Source organism: Microbacterium sp. TNHR37B (assembly GCF_001620065.1).
Classification (GTDB): Bacteria; Actinomycetota; Actinomycetes; order Actinomycetales; family Microbacteriaceae; genus Microbacterium.
Map to the genome: position 1 here is coordinate 1,177,603 of NZ_LQGV01000001.1, position 20,502 is coordinate 1,198,104.

The window sequence follows — 20,502 nt, forward strand, 5'->3', positions numbered from 1 at the left end:
AGAGAATGCTATCGGCCGAGGCTGAGCGCCTCCGCCGCGGTCGCCCGAACGCGACGGTCGCGCTGGCGACGCAAGCGGTGCAGGAGAAGCGGGTCGTGGGCGAGAGCGTCGCGATCGTCGACCAAGCGGCCCAGCAACTGGTAATAGCGGGCGGGGGTCACCGCCAGCTCCGATCGGATGGCCTCTTCCTTGGACGCCGAATGCCGCGGCCACCGCGCCTCGAAGTCGAGGATCGATCGGTCGCGGTCGGACAGGGCCATGTCTTCAGGCTAAGCGCCGGCCGGGGCAGCGCGCGGAGCCACACCCGGGGCAGGAACATGTCGGGGCCCGGTCGGGTTGAATGGAGTGGACCTAAGGAGTCGACATGAACTATCGCGTGACCAAGACCGACGAGCAGTGGCGCGAGGAGCTGACCCCGGAGCAGTACGCCGTCCTCCGGCAGGCCGGGACCGAGCGGGCATGGACGGGCGAACTTCTCGATGAGAGCCGCGCAGGCCTTTACACCTGCGCCGCCTGCGGCGCGGAGCTCTTCAAGAGCGGTACGAAGTTCGACTCGCACTGCGGGTGGCCGAGCTTCTACGAGTCGATCCGCCCCGACGCCGTCGAGCTGATCGAAGACCGCAGCCACGGCATGGTGCGCACCGAGGTGCGCTGCGCCGCCTGCGGATCGCACCTCGGGCACGTCTTTCCCGACGGGTTCGGAACGCCCACCGGTGACCGCTACTGCATGAACTCGCTGTCGCTGTCGTTCAGCCCCGAGTCATGACGGCCGGCTCACCCTCCGAGACGACCGAGCGCGGCGCGCTGTCCGCGGTGCGCGCGCGGCGTTCCTGGTCGAAGGTGACCGATGCCGCGCCGACCCGGACGGAGCTCGTCTCCCTCGTCGCCGCGGCGGGGCGGGTCGCCGATCACTCCGCGCTCCGCCCGTGGCGGCTCATCGAGCTTCGCGGCGCCGACCGGGAACGGCTCGGCGCCGCGATCGCCACCGCCCAGGGAGACGACCGCCCCTCGACCAAGCCGCTGCGCGCCCCCCTGCTGATCGCGGTGGTCGCCAGCTATCGGCCGAGCGAGAAGGTGCCGCGCTGGGAGCAGGAAGCCGTGGCATCCGGCGTGGCGCACGTGCTGAGCCTGCTTCTCGACGAGGCCGGCTGGGGCGTCATCTGGCGCACCGGCCATTACACGCGCGACCGCGCGGTCGCCGAGGCGCACGGGCTGTCCGCGGATGAGGAGCTTCTGGGGTGGCTGTACGTCGGGGGCAAGCCCGCGAACGCCCGCCCCGGACGGCGGAAGCCGATCGACGCCCGAGCCCTCCTCACCCGCATGCCCGTCCCGCTCTCCCCTGTCGACGACCCCGCGGGCCCCGACGCCTCGAACGACACGAAGCCGTCGGAGAAGGAGGCGTCGAAGAAGTCGCCCGGCACGACGAGCGCGAAGACGCCGAAAGCCTCCGGCGAGAAGAAGACGAAGAACGCCAAGAAGGCCAGGAAGAAGGCCAAGAAGGCGGCGAAGAAGGCGAAGAAGAACGCCGAGGCGTCGCGGGCGGGATGAGACCTCCGCTCAGCTGCGAGCTCGGCGCGCACGCCACGGCGCTGCGGCGACGACCACGGAGGCGAGGGCGACCGTGACCATGAGGAGCTCCACCGCCCAGCCGGGGCCGGAGCTCGCCGGCCAGACGACGTCGATCACGAGCGCCGTCAACAGCTGACCGGCAACCGTTCCGAGCCCGAGGAGCAGGACGCCGGTGTGCACGACGAGGGCCGCCGACAGGAAGATGTAGAACACGCCGATCGCCCCGCCCACGTAGAGCCAGGGCTCGGTGGGGACGACGTCCGGCGCTCCCCGCCACAGCACGCTGACGACCGCGGCGGCGAAAAGGAGGATCGTTCCCCCGATGAAGTTGACGAGCGTCGCGGTGAGCGGGGTCCCCACGCGCTGACGCAGGCGTCCATTGGTCGCCTGCTGCCACGCGATGCCGACGCCGGCCACGAGCGGCAGCAGCAGCATCCACAGCGGGATCCGCTGGAGCACATCGCCTTGGAGGGAGACCCCGACGGCGACGAGCGCGAGCGCCCCGCCGATCAGCCGCGGGACGGTGACGGCCACGACCCCCGCGGGTCCGTACCCGGCGCGGTCGAGCACGAGCCCGTTGACCGTCTGGCCGGCAACGACCCCGACCGTGAACAGGGACACTCCGATCACGGCGACCGCGAGGCCCTGCGTCGCGACGGTGAGAGCGCCCGCGGCACCTCCCGCGAGCATCCACCACGGGATCGAGCGTTCGCGCACCCCCGAGACGAGGGCACGGAATCCCCGGCGCCCCGCGGGGAGGGCGGCGGACAGCGCGATCAGGAGCAGGAGACCCGAGCCGAACGAGATGGCGGCGGCGACCAGCCCGTCATCGAGGCGCAGCCCCAGTTCGCCGTTGATCCGCGCCTGGATCGCCGTCATCATCCCCACCACGACGGCTCCGGACAGCGCGACGGCTGCGGGAAGGCGGGGCGACGGAGACGCAGAGCTCACCCGTCGAGCCTAGGACCCCGCCGCGCCGGCGGCGTCGAGGTCGTCGCCGATGCAGGGGTCACGCCCCGGCGACCTCCCCCAGCAGGGCGTGCTCGGCCATCTCGGCGAGGATCACCCCCGCCTGATCGCCCGTGGGCACCGCGCTGTGCGGAGTCGAGTTGAGGAGTCCGAAGGTAGCGAGCAGGCGGGTCTGCCGCTCACCCTCGCTCATCTCGGGCCGCAGAGACGCGAGCACGCGGTCCCACTCCTGCACGTACTCCCGCTGCAGACGCCGCACCGTGTGCCGCGCGTCGACGGGCAAGAGGGCGAGCTCCCGATCCTGCAGCCGGATGACGTCGGGTTCGCTCGTCGCGAAGTCCAAGTGGAAGGCGATCAGCTGCCGCAGCATCTCCGCCGGAGCCGACGCCTGCTGGAGGATCAGACGACCACCGTCGAGGAGGCGCTCACTCGCGTCGAGGAGCACGGCGACCAGGAGCGCCTCCTTGCTGGAGAAGTGCTTGTAGAGCGCCGGGCCGCTCACTCCGGCGGCATCGCCGAGCTCGACCGTGGTGACCGCGGCGTAGCCCCGATCGGCGAACAGGCGCGCGCCCGCTCGCATGAGCGACTGTCGCGTGCTCGCCTTCTGCTGTGCGCGCCCCGCCGGCGCGGTCACCGCGAGCGCTCCGGGTCCGAGCCTGTGCCCGGCTTCCGCTGCATGAGTGCGGACCGCATCGCCTCGGCGACCACGACTCCGACCTGGTTGCGCATGGTGTGAGCGAACTCGACGATGCCCTGGTCCGGCCGTGATCTCGACGGGCGCGTGCTCGCGATGCGCGTCTCCGCGCGGAGCGTGTCGCCCACCCGCACGGGGGCCGGGAAGCGAACGTCGCGAAAGCCGAGATTGGCCACGATCGTCCCCTGCGTGAGCTGGGCCACCGAGAGGCCGACGAGCGTCGAGAGGGTGAACATGCTGTTCACGAGGCGCTCTCCGAACTCGGTCTCCGCTGCCCACGCAGCATCCAGATGCAGCGACTGTGTGTTCATCGTCAGCGTCGTGAACAGCACGTTGTCGGCTTCCGTCACGGTGCGCCCGGGGGCGTGCACGTAGACGGCCCCCTCGATCAACTCCTCGAAGTACAGTCCGCGCTGCACGATGCGCTGCACAATGCGCGGGGCGGTGCCCCCGTCGTCACTCATTCCGCTCTCCTCCGGGTGTGTCGTCGTCGGGACGCACGCGGGCAAGGGTCTGGCCACGCGAGACGACCTCGCCCACCGCCACCTCCAGGGAGACGATGCCGGCGACGCCGGCCCGGACGACGTGTTCCATCTTCATCGCTTCCACCACGACGACGGGATCGCCGACCTCCGCGCGTCCGCCCTCTTCCACAGAGAGCAGCACGATCGTGCCCGGCATGGGCGACACGATGAGCGGGTCGGCGGCTTCCCCGCTCTGCGCGGCGCGCTCGCGGGGAGCAAGATCCAGCCGGAGGACGGAGCCCCCGGCGGCGATCCAGACGCCGCAGGGATCGACGCACGCCGCGATCGCGCGCGCGGATCCGTCGATCTCGACCGAGAACGCTCCCTCGGCGCCGGGCCGCGGCCGAACGCGGCTGGGAACGCCGTCGACCCGCAGGTCGTCGTCCGGCCCCGAGAGCGAGACCACGCGGCGAAGATCACCGGCACGGAGGAAGTACCGCCGCGGCGCGGAGGCGCCCAGCCTCCAGCCATCGGCCCGCTGCCAGGGGCTGCCGTCGCCCCGTCCGCGATGCGCGTCGAGCAGGAGCGCCGCTTCCGCGACGACCCGATCGTCCGGCGAAGCGAAGGAGAGATGCGGGAGCACGCGGGCAATCAGCCCGGTGTCGAGGTCTCCCGCGACCACTTCCGGCCGCTCCAGAAGCAGCCGGAGAAACTCGACGTTCGTCGGGAACCCGAAAACCGCCGTCTCGGCCAGCGCCGCCACCAGACGCGAGCGCGCTTCGTCGCGGTCGACACCCCAGGCGATCACTTTCGCGAGCATCGGGTCGTAGTCGACCGAGACGTCGAGCCCGTCTTCCAGAGCGGTATCGACCCGCACGCCGGGCCCCGACGGATGCCGCACGGCGAGGACGCGTCCACCCGTGGGAAGAAAGCCCGTCGCCGGATCCTCCGCGTACACGCGCGCCTCGATGCTGTGCCCCCGGATCACGATGTCTTCCTGCGTGAGCGTCAGCGGCTCCCCTGCGGCGATCCGTATCTGCTGCTCGACGAGGTCGATGCCGGTGACCTCTTCCGTGACGGGGTGCTCCACCTGCAGCCGCGTGTTCATCTCCATGAAGAAGAACTCGTCCGGCGCATCGGCCGACACGATGAACTCCACCGTGCCCGCACCGCGATATCCCACGGTTCGCGCGGTCTCACAGGCGGCGCGCCCGATCCGCTCGCGCGTCGCGTCGTCCAGGAGCGGCGACGGCGCCTCTTCGATGACCTTCTGATGACGCCGCTGCACGGAGCACTCCCGCTCGCCCAGGTGGATCACCGAGCCGTGGCCATCGGCCAGCACCTGCACCTCGATGTGACGCGGGGTGCGCAGATACCGCTCGAGGAACAGGGTGTCGTCACCGAAGCTCGCGGCCGCCTCACGACGCGCGGCGGCGAGCGCGGCGGGAAGCCCGGCGGGCTCCTCGACAACGTGCATGCCCTTCCCTCCGCCCCCGGCCGACGGCTTGATGAGCAGCGGATATCCCACCTCCGGGGCGGCTGCCACGAGGTCGGCGTCGGTCCATCCGCGTGCCGCGACCCCGGGAACGGTCGGAACCCCGCGCTTCGCGACCGCGGCCTTCGCGGTGATCTTGTCACCCATCGTCTCCAGCGCTTCCACCCCCGGCCCGATGAAGACGACGCCCGACGCCGCACACGCCCGCGCGAACGCAGCGTTCTCGGAGAGGAACCCGTATCCGGGATGGATGGCACCGGCGCCCGTCTGCTGCGCGGCCCGGATCACGGCATCGATATCGAGGTAGCTCTGCGCGGCGGGGGACGGACCGATCCGCACCGCGGCGTCTGCGAGTCGGACGTGCCGGGCTCCGGCGTCGGCATCGCTGTACACGGCGACCGAGCGGATGCCCATCGCGCGGAGCGTGCGAATGATCCGGCAGGCGATCTCGCCTCGGTTGGCGATCAGTATCGTGTCGAACACGGCCGTCACATCCGGAAGACGCCGTAGCCGGGCGCCTCGTGGGGACTGCGGTGGACGACATCGAGGGCGAGGGCCAAGACGTCGCGGGTCTGTCCGGGCTCGATGATCCCGTCGTCCCACAGGCGCGCCGTCGAGTAATAGGGGTTCCCCTGCTCTTCGTAGGTCGCGCGGATCGGAGCCTCGAAGGCCTCCTGCTCCTCGGTGCTCCACGGCGTCCCGGCCGCCTCCAACTGGTCTCGTCGGACCGTGGAGAGGACGGCGGCGGCCTGAGGCCCGCCCATCACCGACACCCGGGCTCCGGGCCAGAGCCACAGGAACCGGGGCGAGTAGGCCCGACCGCACATCGAGTACGTGCCCGCGCCGAACGAGCCGCCGATGACGACGGTGAGCTTGGGCACCGAGGCGCAGGCCACGGCGTTGACCATCTTGGCCCCGTGTTTCGCGATACCGCCTGCCTCGTATTCGCGCCCGACCATGAACCCGGTGATGTTCTGCAGGAACACGAGGGGGATGCCGCGTTGGTCGCACAGCTGCACGAAGTGGGCTCCTTTGAGCGCCGACTCGCCGAAGAGCACACCGTTGTTCGCGACGACCCCGACACGGTGCCCGTGGAGGCGGGCGAATGCGGTGACGAGCGTCGGGCCGTACTCCGCCTTGAACTCGTGGATGCTGCCGGCGTCGACGATCCGCCGGATCACCTCGCGCACGTCGTACGGCACCGTGAGTTCGACCGGCACGATGTCGAGGAGGTCGTCGGGCGGCAGCTCCGGGTCGACGGCGGGCGCGGACGGGGCGGCGTGCGCCGGCGGCGGAAGGGTCGCCACGATCCCCCGCACGATCTCCAGGGCGTGCTCGTCGTCGTCGGCGAGGTGGTCGGCGACGCCCGAGACGCGCGTGTGGACGACTCCGCCGCCGAGGTCTTCTGCGGAGACCTCCTCGCCCGTCGCCGCCTTCACGAGGGGCGGCCCCCCGAGGAAGATCGTCCCCTGGTTGCGGACGATCACGGTCTCGTCGCTCATCGCCGGGACATACGCACCGCCGGCCGTGGAGGATCCGAGGACGGCGGCGATCTGCGGGATGCCGTCGCGCGACATGCGCGCCTGGTTGTAGAAGATGCGGCCGAAGTGGTCCCTGTCGGGAAAGACCTCGTCTTGCATCGGCAGGAACGCGCCGCCCGAGTCCACCAGGTAGATGCACGGGAGGCGGTTCTCGGCCGCGATCTCCTGTGCGCGGAGGTGCTTCTTCACGGTGATCGGGTAGTAGCTGCCGCCTTTGACGGTGGCGTCGTTGGCGACGACGAGCACGTGCCTGCCGTGCACCAGCCCGATGCCCGCGACGACACCGCCCGACGGGCACTCCCCACCGTAGAGGTCGTAGCCGGCGAGCGGAGCAATCTCCAAGAACGGGCTCCCCCGGTCCAGGAGCGCATCGATGCGGTCGCGGGCGAGGAGCTTGCCCCGCGCCGTGTGGCGTTCGCGCGCCGCTGCCGGGCCGCCCCGGGCGATGCGCTCCCGCCGCTCCCGCAGGTCATCGATGAGGTCGCGGTAGGTGTGCGCTCGCTCGACGACAGGCATGACAACTCTCCATCGGGTTATCGTTCGGTAACCGAAATCACGTTACCGCCCCGTTGCCGTGTTGTCCATCGTCGCGTCCGGGGCGGCTCCGGCACCGAGTTCGCACGCTCTCTCCGGCACCACCTAGAGTGGCTGCGTGCCACGCTCCGACGACCTGCTGACCGTGGGCGAGGTGAGCGCACGCACAGGCGTCGCCGTCTCGGCTCTGCACTTCTACGAGCGCGAAGGGCTGATCTCCTCCACGCGCACGGCGAGCAATCAGCGGCGTTTCACGCGACATATGCTGCGTCGGATCTCGTTGATCCTCGTCGCCAAGCGGCTCGGCATCCCCCTCAGCGAGGTCGCAGAGGTGTTCCGCGCGTTGCCCGCCGAAGCCGAGCCCACCCGCGACGACTGGCGGCGCGTGTCGCGCGCCTGGAAGATCCGCCTCGAGGAGCGCCGGGCCGCCATCGAAGCGCTCGAACGGGAGCTCGTGGGATGCATCGGGTGCGGCTGCCTCTCGATGCGCTCCTGCGATCTCCTCAATCCCGGCGACGCGTTGGCCGCCGAGGGCGCGGGCCCGCGCCGCATCCGCGCCGTCGTGGAGACGGAACCGGACCCGGCGCGGGAGGAACGCTCATGAGAAGGCGGACAGGCGCCGCCTGATGCCCGCGGCGTCGAGGCCGTGCCACCGGGAATGGTCGGCCGGCGTGCCGTAATGGCGCCACTCGGAGTGGCCCACCCCGAGGTGCTCGATCCGGAGGCCGCGCCCCCGCAACGCGGCCGATACGGCGTAGGCCAGGGTTCCCTCCAGGAACGGCTCGAGGACGAGCACGCGGTCGTAGCCGTCGGCGAGGCGGCGAAGACCTGCCGCGTCGAGCGGAAGCGGCGTGGAGGTGTAGGCGATGCCGACCTCGAGGTCGCTCGTCGCCGCCAGCGCCGGAGCCAGCATCGGACCGATCGCGAGCAGGAGGGTCCCCGACCCCTGCCGGACCGCGTGCACCGATCCGTCGGCGGGGAATGGATGCGCATTCTGCTGGCTGGACAGGCGGATGTACTGCCGGTCGCGGGCGGCGACGGCGCCACGGGTGATCGCCTCGACCTCATCGGGGTGGCCGGGCGTGTGCACACGCCAGTCCGGCAGCGTGGACAACAGGGCGACGTCCCCCGGACACTGGTGCGTCCTCCCCTCGACGGAGGCATCGTAGCTGGCGCCGATGGAGACGAGGACAGCACCCAGATCCTGATGCGACAGGTCGAGTTTGATCTGCTCGAACGGGCGCTCCACGAGGAACGGGGCATAGGTGTGGACCACGGGGCGGAGTCCGGCGAGGGCGAGGCCGGCCGCCACCCCGATCATGGCCTGCTCTCGGATGCCGACGTTCACCACGCGCTCCCCCGCCGGCGTACCGGCCAGGAGCCGGATCGGACCGATATCGGCGAGGACGAGAGCCGCCTGAGGGTCCTGGACGAGCACGTCCGACATCACGTCGGAGAACCGGGCACGCATCAGGCCCCCTTGGCCAGGGTGTGGACGACCGTGACGCGGGGCCCATCCCCCTGCGCCGAGAGCGCCGCGGCGATCCCGTCGTGGTCGGCCGTGTCGACGTCGGTCGTGGCCCACCCCTCGACGGCGAAACGGGAGGAGATCCCTCCGGGCCATCCCCAGGAGGCCGAGGCGTTGTCGACGACGATGCAGTGGAGCCGTCCCAGCGACCACCGGGCAGCAACGGCAATCGCCTCATGGTTACTGCCCTCGTCGAGCTCGGCATCGCCGACGAGCACGAAGACCCGGCCGGACTCGCCGCGGATGTCGAGCCCCCGCGCCAACCCGACGGCGATCGGCAGGCCATGGCCCAAGGAACCGCTCGATATCTCCACCGGCGGGATCAGCAGACGGTCCGGATGATGCCCGAGCGGCGAGTCGACACCGCCGAGGTCGTCGAGCCAGGCATCGGGGATGAGCCCGAGGGTCGCCAGTACCGCATAGTACGAGGCGGGCCCGTGCCCCTTGGAGAGGAGAAAGCGGTCACCACGCGGAGCGTCAAGGACCCGGTCGTGCAGCACCCAGAGCACGTCGAGGGTGGAATGCGCGGCGGCGTCGTGCTTCTCGTCGCCCGTGACGCGGCGGAGTCTCTGAAGGAGCGCGTCGGGGAGTCGGGGAGGGGGTGATGTCAGGAGTGTCGAAGGCATGCCCTCGACGCTAAAACCTCAACTGAAGTTGAGGTCAAATCGACCGGTCGCGAACCCCCTGTCGGCCCCTGCGCCCTCTCAGGAGAGCTCGGAAACGGGACGCCGGCTGGCCACCACCGCGATGACGGTTCCGGCAGCGGTCGCGATCACGACCCACACTCCCGGCAGGAAGGTCGCCGCGAGGATGAGGACGACAGCGACCAGCACACCCACGTTGCCCGCGGGCGCCAGAGTGCGCCGGATCGTCAACGCCCAGATGCCGAGGATGAAGATCGCGACGGGAACCGTGAGCGTCGCCCCCGCGGTCAGGGGCGCCGTATCGGCGTGGTGCGTGCTGATGTCGATGATCACCTCGATGCCGGCGGAGAAGGCTCCCGCCGCCGCGAAGATGAAGTAGTGGGAGTACCCGTAGACGAGGGATGATCGCACCGTCGTGATGTGGTGGTGGTGCTCACGGGAGAAGTAGATCCACCACATTCCCGCGGCGATGACCAGTCCCGAGGCGGAGATGGTGAGCAGCTCCGGAACCGCCTCGCCGAGGTCGAGGGCTTCGACGACGGCGTTCGCCGAGGCGAGGATCGACTCCCCGAGGAGGATGAGGGTGAACAGGCCGTATCGCTCGGTGATGTGATGCGGATTCCGGGGTGTCGAGGTGTGCGACTCCGCCCAGACCGGAATCGCGATCTCGGCGGCGACGAGGACGAAGAAACCGATGAACCCGATCGCCTCGGGGAGAAGGAGGCGGATGACCCACGCGATCTGGACCACCAGGATCCCGCCGGCGTAGCGCAGCGCTGTCACTCGGAATCGCGGGGTGGTGACAGCGACGCGCAGCCACTGGGTAACCATGGCGAGCCGCATGATGACATAGCCCAGGGTGATGACGGTGAAGTCGTGGTGCTCCATCGCATCGGCGGCGCCGGAGGCGACGACCAGCACACCGGCCATCTGCACGAACGTGAGGAGACGATAGGGAACGTCATCCGTGTCGAACGAGGTGGCGAACCACGTGAAGTTCATCCACGACCACCAGACCGCGAAGAACACCATGAGGTACCCGAGGACGCCCGCGCCGAGGTGCCCATCGGCCTCCATGTGGTGCAGCTGCACGGACGAGAAGGAGACGGCCACGACGAACACGAGGTCGAAGAAGAGCTCGAGCGGGCTGGCGGTGCGTCCGCTCTCGTGCGGGTCGCGTCCGGTCATGCGCCGAAGGACGCGGGCAGGAGAAGCCGGTACGGAAGGCATGGCCACGGGTCAGTGCTCGGGCGGGATGGTGAAGCTGACGAGGCGCCCGTCGCGGGAGACGAAGATCCCGGTGGACTCACCGTTGAACACGCGGCTCCTCCAGTCGAAGCGCACCGTCGTGGTGTCCCCCTCGGTCGTGGCGGAGAGGAGGGTCATACGGGCCCCCGCACCGATCGCGTCGGAGCCGGCCCAGCGGCGCACTCCGTCGTGACCGGTGTAGCGCGTGCCCCAGTCGTCCACGGCGCCCTCGGGCGCGAACACCTGGACGAACGCTTCGGTGTCGGCGGCATTGATGGCCTCGACGAACGCCCTGACCGGCGCCGGCACATCGATGACATCACTCATATTCTGTCCCCCTCCCCGCGCCCCCGCGCGGTGGATCCATCATGGCCGACACGCGCCCGTGTGCCAGCAGCACACCCACCCATATCGACGATACGGATTAATATAGCGATATGACAGACGAGGCGCGAGGCGATACGCGCACCCGGCTGCTGGAGACGGCCGCCGAGATGATCGCTGCAGCGCCGGGCGAGGATGTCTCGCTCCGGGCGATCTGTGCGGCCGTCGGGGTCAAGATGCCCACCTTGTACCACTTCTTCGGCAACAAGCAGGGGCTGATCGACGCCGTCATCGAACGAGGCTTCGACCTCTACCTGGCGGAGAACTCCTCGATCGAGAGCACCGGCGACCCCATCCAGGACATCCGCGCGGGGTGGGATGCCCACGTCGCGTTCGGCCTCGCGAACCCCGGGTTCTACACGCTGATGTACGGCACCGTGCACCCGGGGCACTCCCCCGCGCCGCAGGCCCGCCCGAGCGAGCTCCTGCGCGCGCTCACCGCCCGCGCTGCCGCACAGGGGCGCCTCGCGGTGGATCCCGGGCAGGCGGCGGCACACATCCTCGTCACCAACATCGGCGTCACGCTGCGGCAGATCATCCTCGCTACGGAGGATCGCGCCCTCTCGGTCGCCGTGCGGGAAGGCGCCATCGCGGCCATCACGGGCAGCTCCTCCACGGCGCACTCGGCCCCCGAGCACATCCACCGCGTCCTCGAACTCGCCAACGCGCATCCCGACGTGCTGGGCACGGCCGAGACGGCACTGTTGTCCTCGTGGCTCCAGCGCCTCGCGTCGGCGACGGCGGAAGCCGGGCAGTAACCGCGTCCGACGGAGCCGGTCTCAGCGGAACGCGCGACTGACGGCGCCGCCGGTCTGGAACAGGGAGAGCCAGACGATGAACTTCACGATCGGGCGGAGGGGGACACCGACGACGCGCCTCCATCCACGGGAGCGGGCCCACGAGGTCGTGATCGTGATCTGAGTTCCCCCCGTGGTGGGGGCCAGAACGAACGTCGTCTGCGTCGGGCCGCGATGGGCGACGTCGGGGTAGGAGGACCGCCAGGTGACACGGTCGGGCGCGTCGGCCTCCACGAGCTCGATGACGCGGCGACGGTACTGCGGCTTGAGCTTGAGTCGCCGGCCGTCCGGGCGCTCGTGCGGTGCGCGGCCCTCCCAGACGCTCCCGGGGGCTCCCCCACGCTCGACGTGATCGATGGATCCGACACTGACGTCCCAATCCGGCACGCGGGAGACATCGGTGAGGAACTCCCAGACATCGGCGATCGGCGCCGGGACGAACGTCTCCGTCGAACCCGACACCCTCCCCCTGCCCACTTCCTCGCGCACTCCCCCGGACGCCGGGGCCGCGTCGAGGCGGTCGAGTTCGGCCTGCACGTGCTGAGGTGTCACGTCGAGACGCTCCAGGATCTCGACGATGAGTCCGCTGGGCTCAATGAGGAGCTCTCGCAGCACCGCACCCGCGTCACCATCACGGCCCATGCCGGCCGAGCGCGCGAGCAGGTCGGAGGCGCGCTTGCGCCACTGATATCCGTCGGTCTCGTGAAACACGATGCGCCCGGGAGCGGGGAACTCGGCATCGATGCCGAGCGACGCGAGGTGAGTGTCGTGCTGCTCGGCCACTGCCTGCCGTGCGGCCTCGATGTCGACGCCGAGACCTCGAAGCGCCCGTCCGGCCTTCTGATCATTCAGGACCAGTGCGAGCAGGAGGTGCTCGATGTCGGCCTCGCGCACTCCCAGCCGGGAGGCCTCCTCCATAGCCACCAGCGACAGTGACTGGCTGGTCTGGGCCGCGCGAACGAACTTGCTCATGTGGTTCTCCTGGGGTTGAGGATCGTGGGGTCGACGCGTTTGGCGTGCTTCTTGTGAGCGGCTTGCCGGGTCACTCCGAGGGCGTCGGCGATCTCCTGCCACGTCATTCCCGACCGCAAAGCCGCCTCGACCTGCCGAAGCTCCAGCGCGTCCGCCAAGACGCGCAGCGATGCCACGGCACGCAATCCCGCCTTCGGGTCACTCGTGTCGGCAGCGACGGCTGCCACTCGTGAAGACTCCATGCTGTCAACCTACGTTGCTAGCCTGGACTCTGTCAACTCAGGTTGCTCGCTTCTGCGAGGGACGGGCACAGGAGAGGAATACGTACCTCCGCGGAGGGGTACGGTCGCGTCGCCTACCTCGAGTCGCTGGCGAAGTCGGAGCCTCTGCGCATCGACCGGGCGGGTTGAACGGTAACGCTGCCGGAGGGCACCACCGTCGCACACCGATCGCACATCTGCCACGATGCAGGAGTGAGGAAGAGATGGATCGCCGTCATCGCAGGTGTCACGGTGGCGCTCGCCGGATGTGCACCCCAGACCTTTCCGGCGGCAGGGCCGCCCTCGCCTCCGGAGCGCGGAGCCGCAGGCTCCGCCGAGGAGCTGGCCGATCCGGATCCCTCCTTCGCCGCGCACTTCACGGATCCGATCTACGACGACCCTGCGGGCGAGTTCGCCCCCTTCGGCTCGGATGAGGGAGCGGATCTGCTCGCCGAATGGAGCGAGCGGCGCGATGAGCTCGACGCCGACTCCACCGTTGCCGAGCTGATCGGAACCGCCGACGGGGCCGCCGAGATCTTCTCGCTGCTCGACGCGCGCGACGCGTCCGGTGTCCCCCTCCCCGGTGAGGGCGTGGACGCGGCAACGATCATCGTCGGCGCGGCCTTCACCCTCCTGCGCCTGACCGGACACATCGACGCGCCCGGCCGAGAGCACGCGATGCGAGCCCTCGACGTCCTCATCGACCGGTACGGCCCACAGGAAGACCTGCTGCGCCAGCGACAGGACCTCGACGCGTGGCGCCGCTGACGCGGGAACTCCGCGGACGGTTCGGCTGAGGGCTCCTTACCCGTCCGTCGCTCGCTCGTCGAGAACGAAGAGAGTCCCGAGCGGCGCGGCGAGCGCACGGGTCACAGTCGCCTCGTCGAGGAGCCCCCGACCGGCAAGGATCCGTAGGGCGTCGTCGCGGTCGGCCAGGATCGCGGCCCGCTCCACCTCGGGGATGCTCCGCGCGGCCCGCTCGGCCACGAGCCGCTCGCTCATCGTCGTCGGCGTGAGGGGGGCGATCTCCGGTTCCGGATCACGCACGCGGTAACGACGCGCCGTCGCGACGGTGAGCACGAGGCCGAGAACGAGCGTGGCCCAGACCGGGATCTGCATGATCGTCGAGAGGTCATAGCCATCGCGGCCCGAGACGGTCGGCATGCTGATGGAGGAAAAGAGTCCGCACAGCGCGGAGACCGCCCCGATGCCGCACACCATCCCCGACCACCGGGCGCCGCTTCGCACCCAGAGGACACCCGTGACGAGGAGTACCAGCGCGGCGACGACGAAGCACACGGCGGCGATCGGCACTGATGTCTCGGCCGGGATGCGGTCGATGAGGTACGACTCCGCGCCGAGCACAGAAACCCCCGCGACGGGGGCGATCAGTGCGGCGATGGCGAGAGCGACGGCGATCCCGGTGAGGGCGCGCCGAACGCGGCTGGGCGTGCGCCGACCCAGCAGCTCCGCGATCGCGGCACCGTCGCGACCGAACGTCGCGACCACCTCGGGATGCGCCTGGCAGGCCACCGCCTCGAGCAACCCGAGTCGCGGAGTCTCGGACGCCGAACGAGCCTCGGCCCATGATCGTGCGTCGGGATGAGTGAGCGTCATGATCCTGCTCCGTACGGCGCGACGGGGAGATCGGTCGTCGTGGGCGGCGGGTCGATGGGCGTACCGTCCTCATTCCAGTAGACGGGGCTGCCGTCCTCGGGGAAGTAGAACCGTGGCTGCCAGTCGGTGCCCTCGAAGGCGGGGAGGCGGCGCGCGAGCCCGGGGTACGAGACGCCGGCGAACACCATGTCCGACAGGTCCGCGGCGTCGCCGGCGAAGCACCCGGGCTCGGCGGTCACCCGGATCGTCCCGCGCGCAGGACGGATCGTCACCACCCCGCGCACCACCGCACCGCCCGTAGCGATCACGTTGACCTCCTCGCGGTCGCCTGCGCCATACGTGGCCGTCGTCACCGTCATATCGGCATCCTCGAATGCGGCGGAGGCCGCGGCGACGATCGTGTCGACCTCGAGGTCGTCCTTCTTCAGCACGCGGGCCCAGGAAAAGGCGTAGCCCGCTCCGCCGCCGTCGGTGCGGCAGGGAATCGGCGAGGCGCCCCACGAGCCCTGGTCGACGTCCCACCTCCCCTCGTGGATCGCCATGATCACCGAGTGCATGGTCGTCGCGTAAGAGTCGTACCGGTCCTGTCCGTCTCGGTAGAGCGCGTCTCCCGTCGGCACCTGTGTCGTCGACGCGCACGCCGTGACGGTCATCAGCGTGCCCGCCGCCAGGGCCGCCGTCAGCACCCGCCGCATCCCGTTGCGCATCTCACCGCCGTCCGATCCGATGCCGAGCACGACGCAGGCGTCGCTCGGCCACCCGTCGCTCCTCTCGCGAAATCTCCGCGTGCTGCCACCTTAACGACCCCTCTCCACGTCCTCGATGGGGACAACTCCCCTCCGCCCGTCGCCCCGCGGCGCGGCGCCCCCCTCGGTCAGGAGGCGTCGAACGAGCCGGTGAGGTCCGGCCGCGGAGCCATTCCCATCCCCAGCATCCCGAGCGGCCGGTCGCGCGCCCGTTCGATCTGGTCGGGAGAGACGACCGCCCTCTTCTCGAGCTCGTCGAACGCCGCACGCAGATCGGCGGACACCCGCTCCCGCTCCGCCGCGGGAACCGCTTCCATCGCCGTCTTGAGCCGTGCCATGTTTCGCGTCCACCGCGCCGCGTTCACGTCTCCCGGTCGCCGGAACATGACGAGATGGACCACTCCGGTCGCCACATCCCCCGCGATGAGCAGCAGAGCGAGGGGCACGTCCGCTTTCCCCGCCGCGAAGGCCGCCGTTCCGATCAGGAACGCGATGGTGGAGGGGATCAGGTGCAGCCACCCCAGAAGACGGGCGGATGAGGCGTCGACGAGTTCACGCCGGCGAAGGTTGCTCACCAGTCCGGGCGTCACGAGGAGGGCGGCGATCAGGGCCATGATCCCGACCATGAGGACCGAAGCGGTGCGATCCGGGCGGAACACCCATCCGAACAGCGCGAGCATGCCGAGAACCGGCAGCGTCAGGGCGCCGATCGGGATGAAGACTCCGAGACATCCGCCTCCGGGGGCGCCTTCGGGCTCTCTGGCGAGATCCTTCCAGACATCTGCGGGCGAGAAGTAGGCCAGGGCGCGACGCACCGACAACGTCCGCTCCCACGCCCGAGCCTCCAGCCGCCACCAGTTGTTCGGCTGCCAATCGGTGACGCTGCGGGCGAAGCGCGTCGCCGGCCCGTCGGTCACCTCTTCCATGTGGGCCCGTCATCCTCGCCGCACAGGCCTGCGGAGTTCGCCATCGGCGTCCTCCCTCACGTCACGCGATCCGTCGTCCCCGGCTCCACCGAGGTCGGCGAGAAGCAGTTCCCCGCCATCGGCGACACCCACGGTACCGGAGGGCATCGGCGCGTTTCGCGCACGCACGGCGTCGACATCCGCCGCTCCGGACGGCGTGTGAGAGGAGCTGACCCTTCCGCGCGTCGCCGTCTCTCCAACGGTCGTGGGCGGTGCACTCAACTCAGCGCGACAGGACGACGTCGGCGAGTTCTCTGCCGAGGAGGCGCCGGTCTCCGATCGGATACCCCGTGTGTATCGCGGCGGCCTCTCCCCAGGAATGGACGGACAACTGCGGCGCGCAGACCAGGTCCCCGAAAGCGCAGTGCTGAACCGAGCGGTCGACCAATCCGGAAGACAGCGACCAGTTCGCCATGATGCTGTCCTCCAGCAGCTCCTGCCCAATGACCGTCGCGGCGACACCGTTCCCCTCCTGGTCCGCGAGCACGTCGGGGATGTCGAGGTCGGCCCTGCGAAGCGGGTCGGCGAGGTAGGCCACTCCGCGAATGTTGTCGACAGCGGTCGACGAGAGCACGGTGAGGACGGAGAGGGTGGCGTGGATCACCCATGCCCCCTGCGAGTATCCGGCCAGCACGATCTTCTGATCCGCGCCGCATTCATCGAGGACCCTGCCGATCTGTGCGTTGAGCACGGTCACCCCCACCTCGGCGCCGGGAACATACCGCAGGATGTCCACGGCCACATCCCCGAGGCTGTCGGCGTCAGGATTGTTGAACGGCACAGGATGGGCCGGATAGCTCAGCGCGATCACATCGATCGTGCTGGTTGGCTCCACTGTGGCAAGCCTCTCCGCAAAGCCCAAGACGACCTGCTGGATCAGGCCGAGGCCTGGTGGCTCGCCCGACCCACGCACTCCGATGAGCACGTAATCGGCGCAACTCCCCGGCGCCGGCACCGGACGCACGTCGCTCCCCTCGACCCCCGGCTCGTAGCGCGTCCCGGCCCATGGCAGGTAGTCGACATCACCCACGATGCGAGGATTGCCGCGCACGCCCGGTGGCAGATTGCTGCCCCACTGGACTCCCCTCGCATCGAACGTCCCCGACGTCCGCGTGCGGATCGACTCGACACCGATGTCGCATCCCGTGACGGACCCCGAGAAGAACGCATCCGCCGGGGCGTCCTCCACCCTCACACAGCGCGACGCGTCGAACTCGATCCGAGAGTCGGAGACCTGTAACCACTGCGGCTCCGTCGCTCCCAAGGAGGCGTACTTCATGTGCAGATGTGATGCCTCCAGCACCCCGCCCCTGTTCACGCCGATGCCGTTCCAGTCGCCGGCCGCGGGATCGCGCCAGTTGCCTTCGGTATCGACGTAACGACTCGCATCCTGGTCATACAGAGACGTGAAGAACACCGGTTCGTCGGAGGTGCCCTCGATGAGGAGGGTGCCGTGAACGACCAAACCCCCGTTGATCGACGGGATCACCGTGCCCTCGCGGATGGTGAGCGTGACGTGTGGCCGTACCTCCAGACTCCGGCCGTGATCGGGGATCGCGCCGAGGCTCACATCGAGCGGGCCTAACGGGAACGTCGTGTCACCCTCGAGGCGTCCGGCGATGGACATGAGGTTGATCTCGTTGCTCGTCCCCACGTTGTCGACGAGCTTCGCGCCGTCCAGGTTGTACCCGAAGATCTGCATGGCGAGGAAGGAGTCGGTGACGTGATTGCGGCGGACGGTCGGGGTCGTGTAGTCGGCGGACGGCCCGCCTGCCTCGTCGTACAGATTGCCCACGGCAATACCTACGCCGCCGACGCGCTGGACGACGTTGTCCTCGATAACGATGGTCGCGTCCTCGTTGTATGCAGCGGAATCGACGGCGATGCCCGTCCACTGTGCATCGGATATCGAGGAATGACGCACCTCGAAGCGCTCCGCCCACCCCGACGCGATCCCCGTACGCGCGTACCGCACCCGGACGCCGTCCATCACGAGGACCGCACCGTCGGCCGCCGTCACACCCCACCAGTCCGAAGCCCCGGGCCCCACGTCCGCTTCGCCCGGGACGGATGCGCCATCTCGAAGGGAGGTGAACGTGATCGGTTGATCGGGAGGCGCTACCGCCCACAGCTCACCGTCGACGGAGATCTGCGCGTTCAGCGCCCGCACCGTCGTCCCCGGCATGATGTCCAATGTCACGCCACGATCCACACCGAGCCCGGCAGACTCGACGCCCTTGGCGTACACCCCTACCGGGAGTTGACCCAACGGAAAGACGGTGTCGCTGACCAGGGTGCCGGAGAGGGCGATGAGATCCAGCCCATTGCCGTGCCCCGTGTTCCCGGTGAGGTTGCCTCCTCGCAGCTCGCCGTTGGCGACGACGATCGCCTCGTTCTCACAGCCGACGACGCTGTTGTCTCGCACCACGGGAGAGTAGGTGGGTCCCGGCCCGTAGTACTCGCCGTCGGCGTGGAGCCAGATCCCGGCATCGCCGCAGCGGTCGACGCTCACATCTTCGATGCGCACTGCCGTGGTCTTGCCAGGTTCGGTGTGCGGAGCGAGGTCCACCCCGGAGCCGGTGAGGTCCGCCACGGTCGCGTCCGAGAGGTCGAGCACCCGGGGCTGCTCCCCTGTGATGCCCGTCGTGGCGAAGCGCACCTCCACATGGGAGGCGGTGAAGGAGCCACCGGGCGCGACCCGGAGACCGGCCCAGTCGCCGGCCGCCGGCGGCGCGGCGCGCTCGGTCGGAAGCACTCCGGCTCGCGGGTCGAGCGTCGACGTGAACGTGACGGCGTCCTGTGCGGTGCCGATCGCGGTCAGCGTGCCCTCCACCGTCAAGCTGCCTCCGAGGGAGGCGATCGTGGCGTGCGGCCCGATGTCGAGAGCGGCGCCGCTGGCGATGGTGACGTCACCGTCGAGGATGTACGTCGTGGGCACCGTCGGTGTCCACGACGCGTTCTGGGTGATCTCGCCCGAAACCCGGGTGACCGTCGTGACCGGACCCTCGGGGAGCTTTGCCACGCGAACCGCAGCGCTCACGCGGGCAGCCGGGGCGTAGCCCTCCCTGGTGCCGGTGACAGCGACCGAGATGAGCGCATCCGAGTCCGCGGGGCCAAGAGTGAGTCGCGTAGCCGTCGCCCCAGGGATATCGACGCCGTTCCGTCTCCACTGGTAGGTCAGCGTCGCGGTCGGCGACCACGTGCCCGGGTCCACGCTGAGGATGTCGCCGACGGCGGCGGTTCCGGTGATCGTGGGGGTGGGAGCCGTGCGGAAGGCCGCGGCCGTCACGATCTGGGTCGCGCTGGTCCTCGACGTGGTGGCGTATCCGGCGCGCGACCCGGCCACGGTGACGGAGACGGTCTTGCCCACGTCGGCCACCGCGAGCGCGTATGTGCGCTGCACCGCTCCTCGGATGGCCGCTCCATTGCGTTTCCACTGGTACGAGAAGGCCGCCGCCGGTGCCCAATCTCCCGGGTCAGCGGAGAGCACGGCGCCCATGACGGGTGAACCCGTCACTTTCGGCGTCGGCGAGGTGGTGAAAGCGGCGCTTCCGGCGACCTTCGAGCCGCTGGTCTTCGACGTCGTCACGTAACCCGCCCGAGAGCCCGTGACGGTGACCGCGATGTGGGCACCCACGTCCGCCGATGCCACGGTGTACGTGCTGGACTTCGCCCCCGGGATCGCCTTTCCGTTGCGCTTCCACTGGTACGAGAAGGTCGGTTTCGGAGACCACGTTCCCGGCCGTGTCGTCAGCCGTGCCCCGAAAACGGGCTGGCCAGAGATCACAGGTGTGGGGGCCGACGAGAAGGCCGCTTTCTTGACGGTCTTCGCGGCACTGGTCCGAGACGTCTTGACGTATCCGGATCGACTGCCCGTGACGGTCACCGCGACATTCTTGCCGGCATCCGCTGCGACGATCTTGTACGACCTCGACCTGGCGCCGGAGATGGGTTTGCCGTTTCGCAACCACTGATAGCGAAGATCCGCCTGGGGCGACCACGTGCCCGGCTTCACGGAGAGGCTTTCGCCGACCATTGCCGTCCCCGAGACGGTGGGCTTGGGTGCCGCGCGAAA

General features: G+C 69.7%; 21 protein-coding genes and 1 pseudogene. 6 read left to right on the forward strand and 16 right to left on the reverse strand.

What is annotated here, in order from left to right:
- Positions 1-8 precede the first annotated feature (8 nt).
- Positions 9-260, reverse strand: a complete 252-nt coding sequence (locus AVP41_RS05665; RefSeq protein WP_067161943.1) for a DUF3263 domain-containing protein — start codon at positions 258-260, stop codon at positions 9-11.
- Positions 261-364: 104 nt separating this feature from the next.
- Between AVP41_RS05665 and msrB the strand changes: the two genes are divergently transcribed.
- The gene (gene msrB, locus AVP41_RS05670; protein ID WP_067161946.1) at positions 365-766 is read left to right on the forward strand and encodes a peptide-methionine (R)-S-oxide reductase MsrB; all 402 of its coding nucleotides are present in this window, start codon (positions 365-367) and stop codon (positions 764-766) included.
- Positions 763-1,326: pseudogene (locus tag AVP41_RS05675) on the forward strand (nitroreductase family protein); the annotation flags it as partial. The gene msrB and the pseudogene AVP41_RS05675, both read left to right, overlap by 4 nt.
- A 231-nt stretch (positions 1,327-1,557) precedes the next feature.
- On the opposite strand, the gene AVP41_RS05680 reads toward AVP41_RS05675, so the two are convergent.
- Genes AVP41_RS05680 through AVP41_RS05700 form a run of 5 tightly spaced genes read right to left on the reverse strand, consistent with a single transcriptional unit; the run spans position 1,558 to position 7,248 of the window.
- On the reverse strand, positions 1,558-2,520 hold the full coding sequence (locus tag AVP41_RS05680; RefSeq protein WP_067161950.1) for a DMT family transporter: 963 nt from the start codon (positions 2,518-2,520) through the stop codon (positions 1,558-1,560).
- Positions 2,521-2,578: 58 nt separating this feature from the next.
- Positions 2,579-3,172 (reverse strand): TetR/AcrR family transcriptional regulator, encoded by a 594-nt coding sequence (locus AVP41_RS05685; RefSeq protein WP_231902671.1) that lies wholly within the window; start codon positions 3,170-3,172, stop codon positions 2,579-2,581.
- Positions 3,169-3,696, reverse strand: coding sequence for a MaoC family dehydratase (locus AVP41_RS05690; protein ID WP_067161954.1), 528 nt, complete (start codon positions 3,694-3,696; stop codon positions 3,169-3,171). The genes AVP41_RS05685 and AVP41_RS05690 overlap by 4 nt, the downstream gene beginning before the upstream one ends.
- Positions 3,689-5,674 carry an ATP-binding protein gene (locus AVP41_RS05695; RefSeq protein ID WP_082829100.1) on the reverse strand — a complete coding sequence of 662 codons (1,986 nt, stop codon included), beginning with the start codon at positions 5,672-5,674 and terminating at the stop codon, positions 3,689-3,691. The genes AVP41_RS05690 and AVP41_RS05695 overlap by 8 nt, the downstream gene beginning before the upstream one ends.
- 5 nt (positions 5,675-5,679) lie before the next feature.
- Positions 5,680-7,248, reverse strand: a complete 1,569-nt coding sequence (locus AVP41_RS05700) for a carboxyl transferase domain-containing protein (RefSeq protein WP_067161959.1) — start codon at positions 7,246-7,248, stop codon at positions 5,680-5,682.
- A gap of 136 nt (positions 7,249-7,384) precedes the next feature.
- On the opposite strand from AVP41_RS05700, the gene soxR reads away from it, so the two are divergent.
- A complete protein-coding gene (soxR, locus tag AVP41_RS05705; RefSeq protein WP_067161962.1) occupies positions 7,385-7,870 on the forward strand; it encodes a redox-sensitive transcriptional activator SoxR in 486 nt (161 codons plus the stop codon).
- Here soxR and AVP41_RS05710 read toward each other — a convergent pair.
- The 4 genes from AVP41_RS05710 to AVP41_RS05725 all read right to left on the reverse strand — a co-directional run bounded on the left by AVP41_RS05710 (position 7,865) and on the right by AVP41_RS05725 (position 11,013).
- Positions 7,865-8,737, reverse strand: a complete 873-nt coding sequence (locus AVP41_RS05710) for a transketolase family protein (RefSeq protein WP_067161966.1) — start codon at positions 8,735-8,737, stop codon at positions 7,865-7,867. The genes soxR and AVP41_RS05710 overlap by 6 nt on opposite strands.
- Positions 8,737-9,420 carry a transketolase gene (locus AVP41_RS05715; protein WP_067161970.1) on the reverse strand — a complete coding sequence of 228 codons (684 nt, stop codon included), beginning with the start codon at positions 9,418-9,420 and terminating at the stop codon, positions 8,737-8,739. Before AVP41_RS05715 ends, AVP41_RS05710 begins: the two co-directional genes overlap by 1 nt.
- Positions 9,421-9,498: 78 nt before the next feature.
- Positions 9,499-10,626, reverse strand: a complete 1,128-nt coding sequence (locus AVP41_RS05720; protein WP_067161973.1) for a low temperature requirement protein A — start codon at positions 10,624-10,626, stop codon at positions 9,499-9,501.
- Positions 10,627-10,677: 51 nt separating this feature from the next.
- A complete protein-coding gene (locus AVP41_RS05725; RefSeq protein ID WP_067161978.1) occupies positions 10,678-11,013 on the reverse strand; it encodes a nuclear transport factor 2 family protein in 336 nt (111 codons plus the stop codon).
- Positions 11,014-11,123: 110 nt separating this feature from the next.
- Here AVP41_RS05725 and AVP41_RS05730 point away from each other — a divergent pair, with 110 nt between their 5' ends.
- Positions 11,124-11,828, forward strand: coding sequence for a TetR/AcrR family transcriptional regulator (locus AVP41_RS05730; protein WP_067161981.1), 705 nt, complete (start codon positions 11,124-11,126; stop codon positions 11,826-11,828).
- A gap of 21 nt (positions 11,829-11,849) precedes the next feature.
- Here AVP41_RS05730 and AVP41_RS05735 read toward each other — a convergent pair whose 3' ends face one another.
- Together AVP41_RS05735 and AVP41_RS05740 are read right to left on the reverse strand one after the other, a co-directional pair.
- Entirely contained in the window at positions 11,850-12,839 is a 990-nt protein-coding gene (locus AVP41_RS05735) for an SRPBCC family protein (protein WP_067161984.1), read from the reverse strand.
- Complete coding sequence (locus AVP41_RS05740; RefSeq protein WP_067161987.1) at positions 12,836-13,081, reverse strand: hypothetical protein; 246 nt, start codon at positions 13,079-13,081, stop codon at positions 12,836-12,838. Before AVP41_RS05740 ends, AVP41_RS05735 begins: the two co-directional genes overlap by 4 nt.
- 231 nt (positions 13,082-13,312) lie before the next feature.
- On the opposite strand from AVP41_RS05740, the gene AVP41_RS05745 reads away from it, so the two are divergent.
- Entirely contained in the window at positions 13,313-13,867 is a 555-nt protein-coding gene (locus AVP41_RS05745) for a hypothetical protein (RefSeq protein WP_067161990.1), read from the forward strand.
- A 36-nt stretch (positions 13,868-13,903) separates the two neighbouring features.
- Here the strand turns inward: AVP41_RS05745 and AVP41_RS05750 are convergent, their stop codons facing one another.
- The 4 genes from AVP41_RS05750 to AVP41_RS05765 form a co-directional block, all read right to left on the reverse strand.
- Positions 13,904-14,716 carry a hypothetical protein gene (locus AVP41_RS05750; RefSeq protein ID WP_067161993.1) on the reverse strand — a complete coding sequence of 271 codons (813 nt, stop codon included), beginning with the start codon at positions 14,714-14,716 and terminating at the stop codon, positions 13,904-13,906.
- Positions 14,713-15,453, reverse strand: a complete 741-nt coding sequence (locus tag AVP41_RS05755; protein ID WP_067161996.1) for a hypothetical protein — start codon at positions 15,451-15,453, stop codon at positions 14,713-14,715. Before AVP41_RS05755 ends, AVP41_RS05750 begins: the two co-directional genes overlap by 4 nt.
- A gap of 137 nt (positions 15,454-15,590) precedes the next feature.
- Complete coding sequence (locus AVP41_RS05760; protein ID WP_067161999.1) at positions 15,591-16,388, reverse strand: hypothetical protein; 798 nt, start codon at positions 16,386-16,388, stop codon at positions 15,591-15,593.
- A gap of 262 nt (positions 16,389-16,650) precedes the next feature.
- The gene (locus AVP41_RS05765) at positions 16,651-19,830 is read right to left on the reverse strand and encodes a cutinase family protein (protein WP_067162002.1); all 3,180 of its coding nucleotides are present in this window, start codon (positions 19,828-19,830) and stop codon (positions 16,651-16,653) included.
- A gap of 220 nt (positions 19,831-20,050) precedes the next feature.
- On the opposite strand from AVP41_RS05765, the gene AVP41_RS16575 reads away from it, so the two are divergent.
- The gene (locus tag AVP41_RS16575) at positions 20,051-20,401 is read left to right on the forward strand and encodes a hypothetical protein (RefSeq protein WP_197464251.1); all 351 of its coding nucleotides are present in this window, start codon (positions 20,051-20,053) and stop codon (positions 20,399-20,401) included.
- Positions 20,402-20,502 lie beyond the last annotated feature (101 nt).

Excerpts from the sequence above, each read along its gene's own strand:
- AVP41_RS05725 (WP_067161978.1), bottom strand. The coding sequence starts at position 11,013 with ATGAGTGATGTCATCGATGTGCCGGCGCCGGTCAGGGCGTTCGTCGAG.
- AVP41_RS05710 (WP_067161966.1), bottom strand. The coding sequence starts at position 8,737 with ATGCGTGCCCGGTTCTCCGACGTGATGTCGGACGTGCTCGTCCAGGAC.
- AVP41_RS16575 (WP_197464251.1), top strand. The coding sequence starts at position 20,051 with ATGTGGGCACCCACGTCCGCCGATGCCACGGTGTACGTGCTGGACTTC.
- AVP41_RS05750 (WP_067161993.1), bottom strand. The coding sequence starts at position 14,716 with ATGACGCTCACTCATCCCGACGCACGATCATGGGCCGAGGCTCGTTCG.
- AVP41_RS05740 (WP_067161987.1), bottom strand. The coding sequence starts at position 13,081 with ATGGAGTCTTCACGAGTGGCAGCCGTCGCTGCCGACACGAGTGACCCG.
- AVP41_RS05700 (WP_067161959.1), bottom strand. The coding sequence starts at position 7,248 with ATGCCTGTCGTCGAGCGAGCGCACACCTACCGCGACCTCATCGATGAC.
- AVP41_RS05690 (WP_067161954.1), bottom strand. The coding sequence starts at position 3,696 with ATGAGTGACGACGGGGGCACCGCCCCGCGCATTGTGCAGCGCATCGTG.
- msrB (WP_067161946.1), top strand. The coding sequence starts at position 365 with ATGAACTATCGCGTGACCAAGACCGACGAGCAGTGGCGCGAGGAGCTG.
- AVP41_RS05735 (WP_067161984.1), bottom strand. The coding sequence starts at position 12,839 with ATGAGCAAGTTCGTTCGCGCGGCCCAGACCAGCCAGTCACTGTCGCTG.
- AVP41_RS05720 (WP_067161973.1), bottom strand. The coding sequence starts at position 10,626 with ATGACCGGACGCGACCCGCACGAGAGCGGACGCACCGCCAGCCCGCTC.
- AVP41_RS05760 (WP_067161999.1), bottom strand. The coding sequence starts at position 16,388 with ATGGAAGAGGTGACCGACGGGCCGGCGACGCGCTTCGCCCGCAGCGTC.
- AVP41_RS05665 (WP_067161943.1), bottom strand. The coding sequence starts at position 260 with ATGGCCCTGTCCGACCGCGACCGATCGATCCTCGACTTCGAGGCGCGG.
- AVP41_RS05715 (WP_067161970.1), bottom strand. The coding sequence starts at position 9,420 with ATGCCTTCGACACTCCTGACATCACCCCCTCCCCGACTCCCCGACGCG.
- AVP41_RS05730 (WP_067161981.1), top strand. The coding sequence starts at position 11,124 with ATGACAGACGAGGCGCGAGGCGATACGCGCACCCGGCTGCTGGAGACG.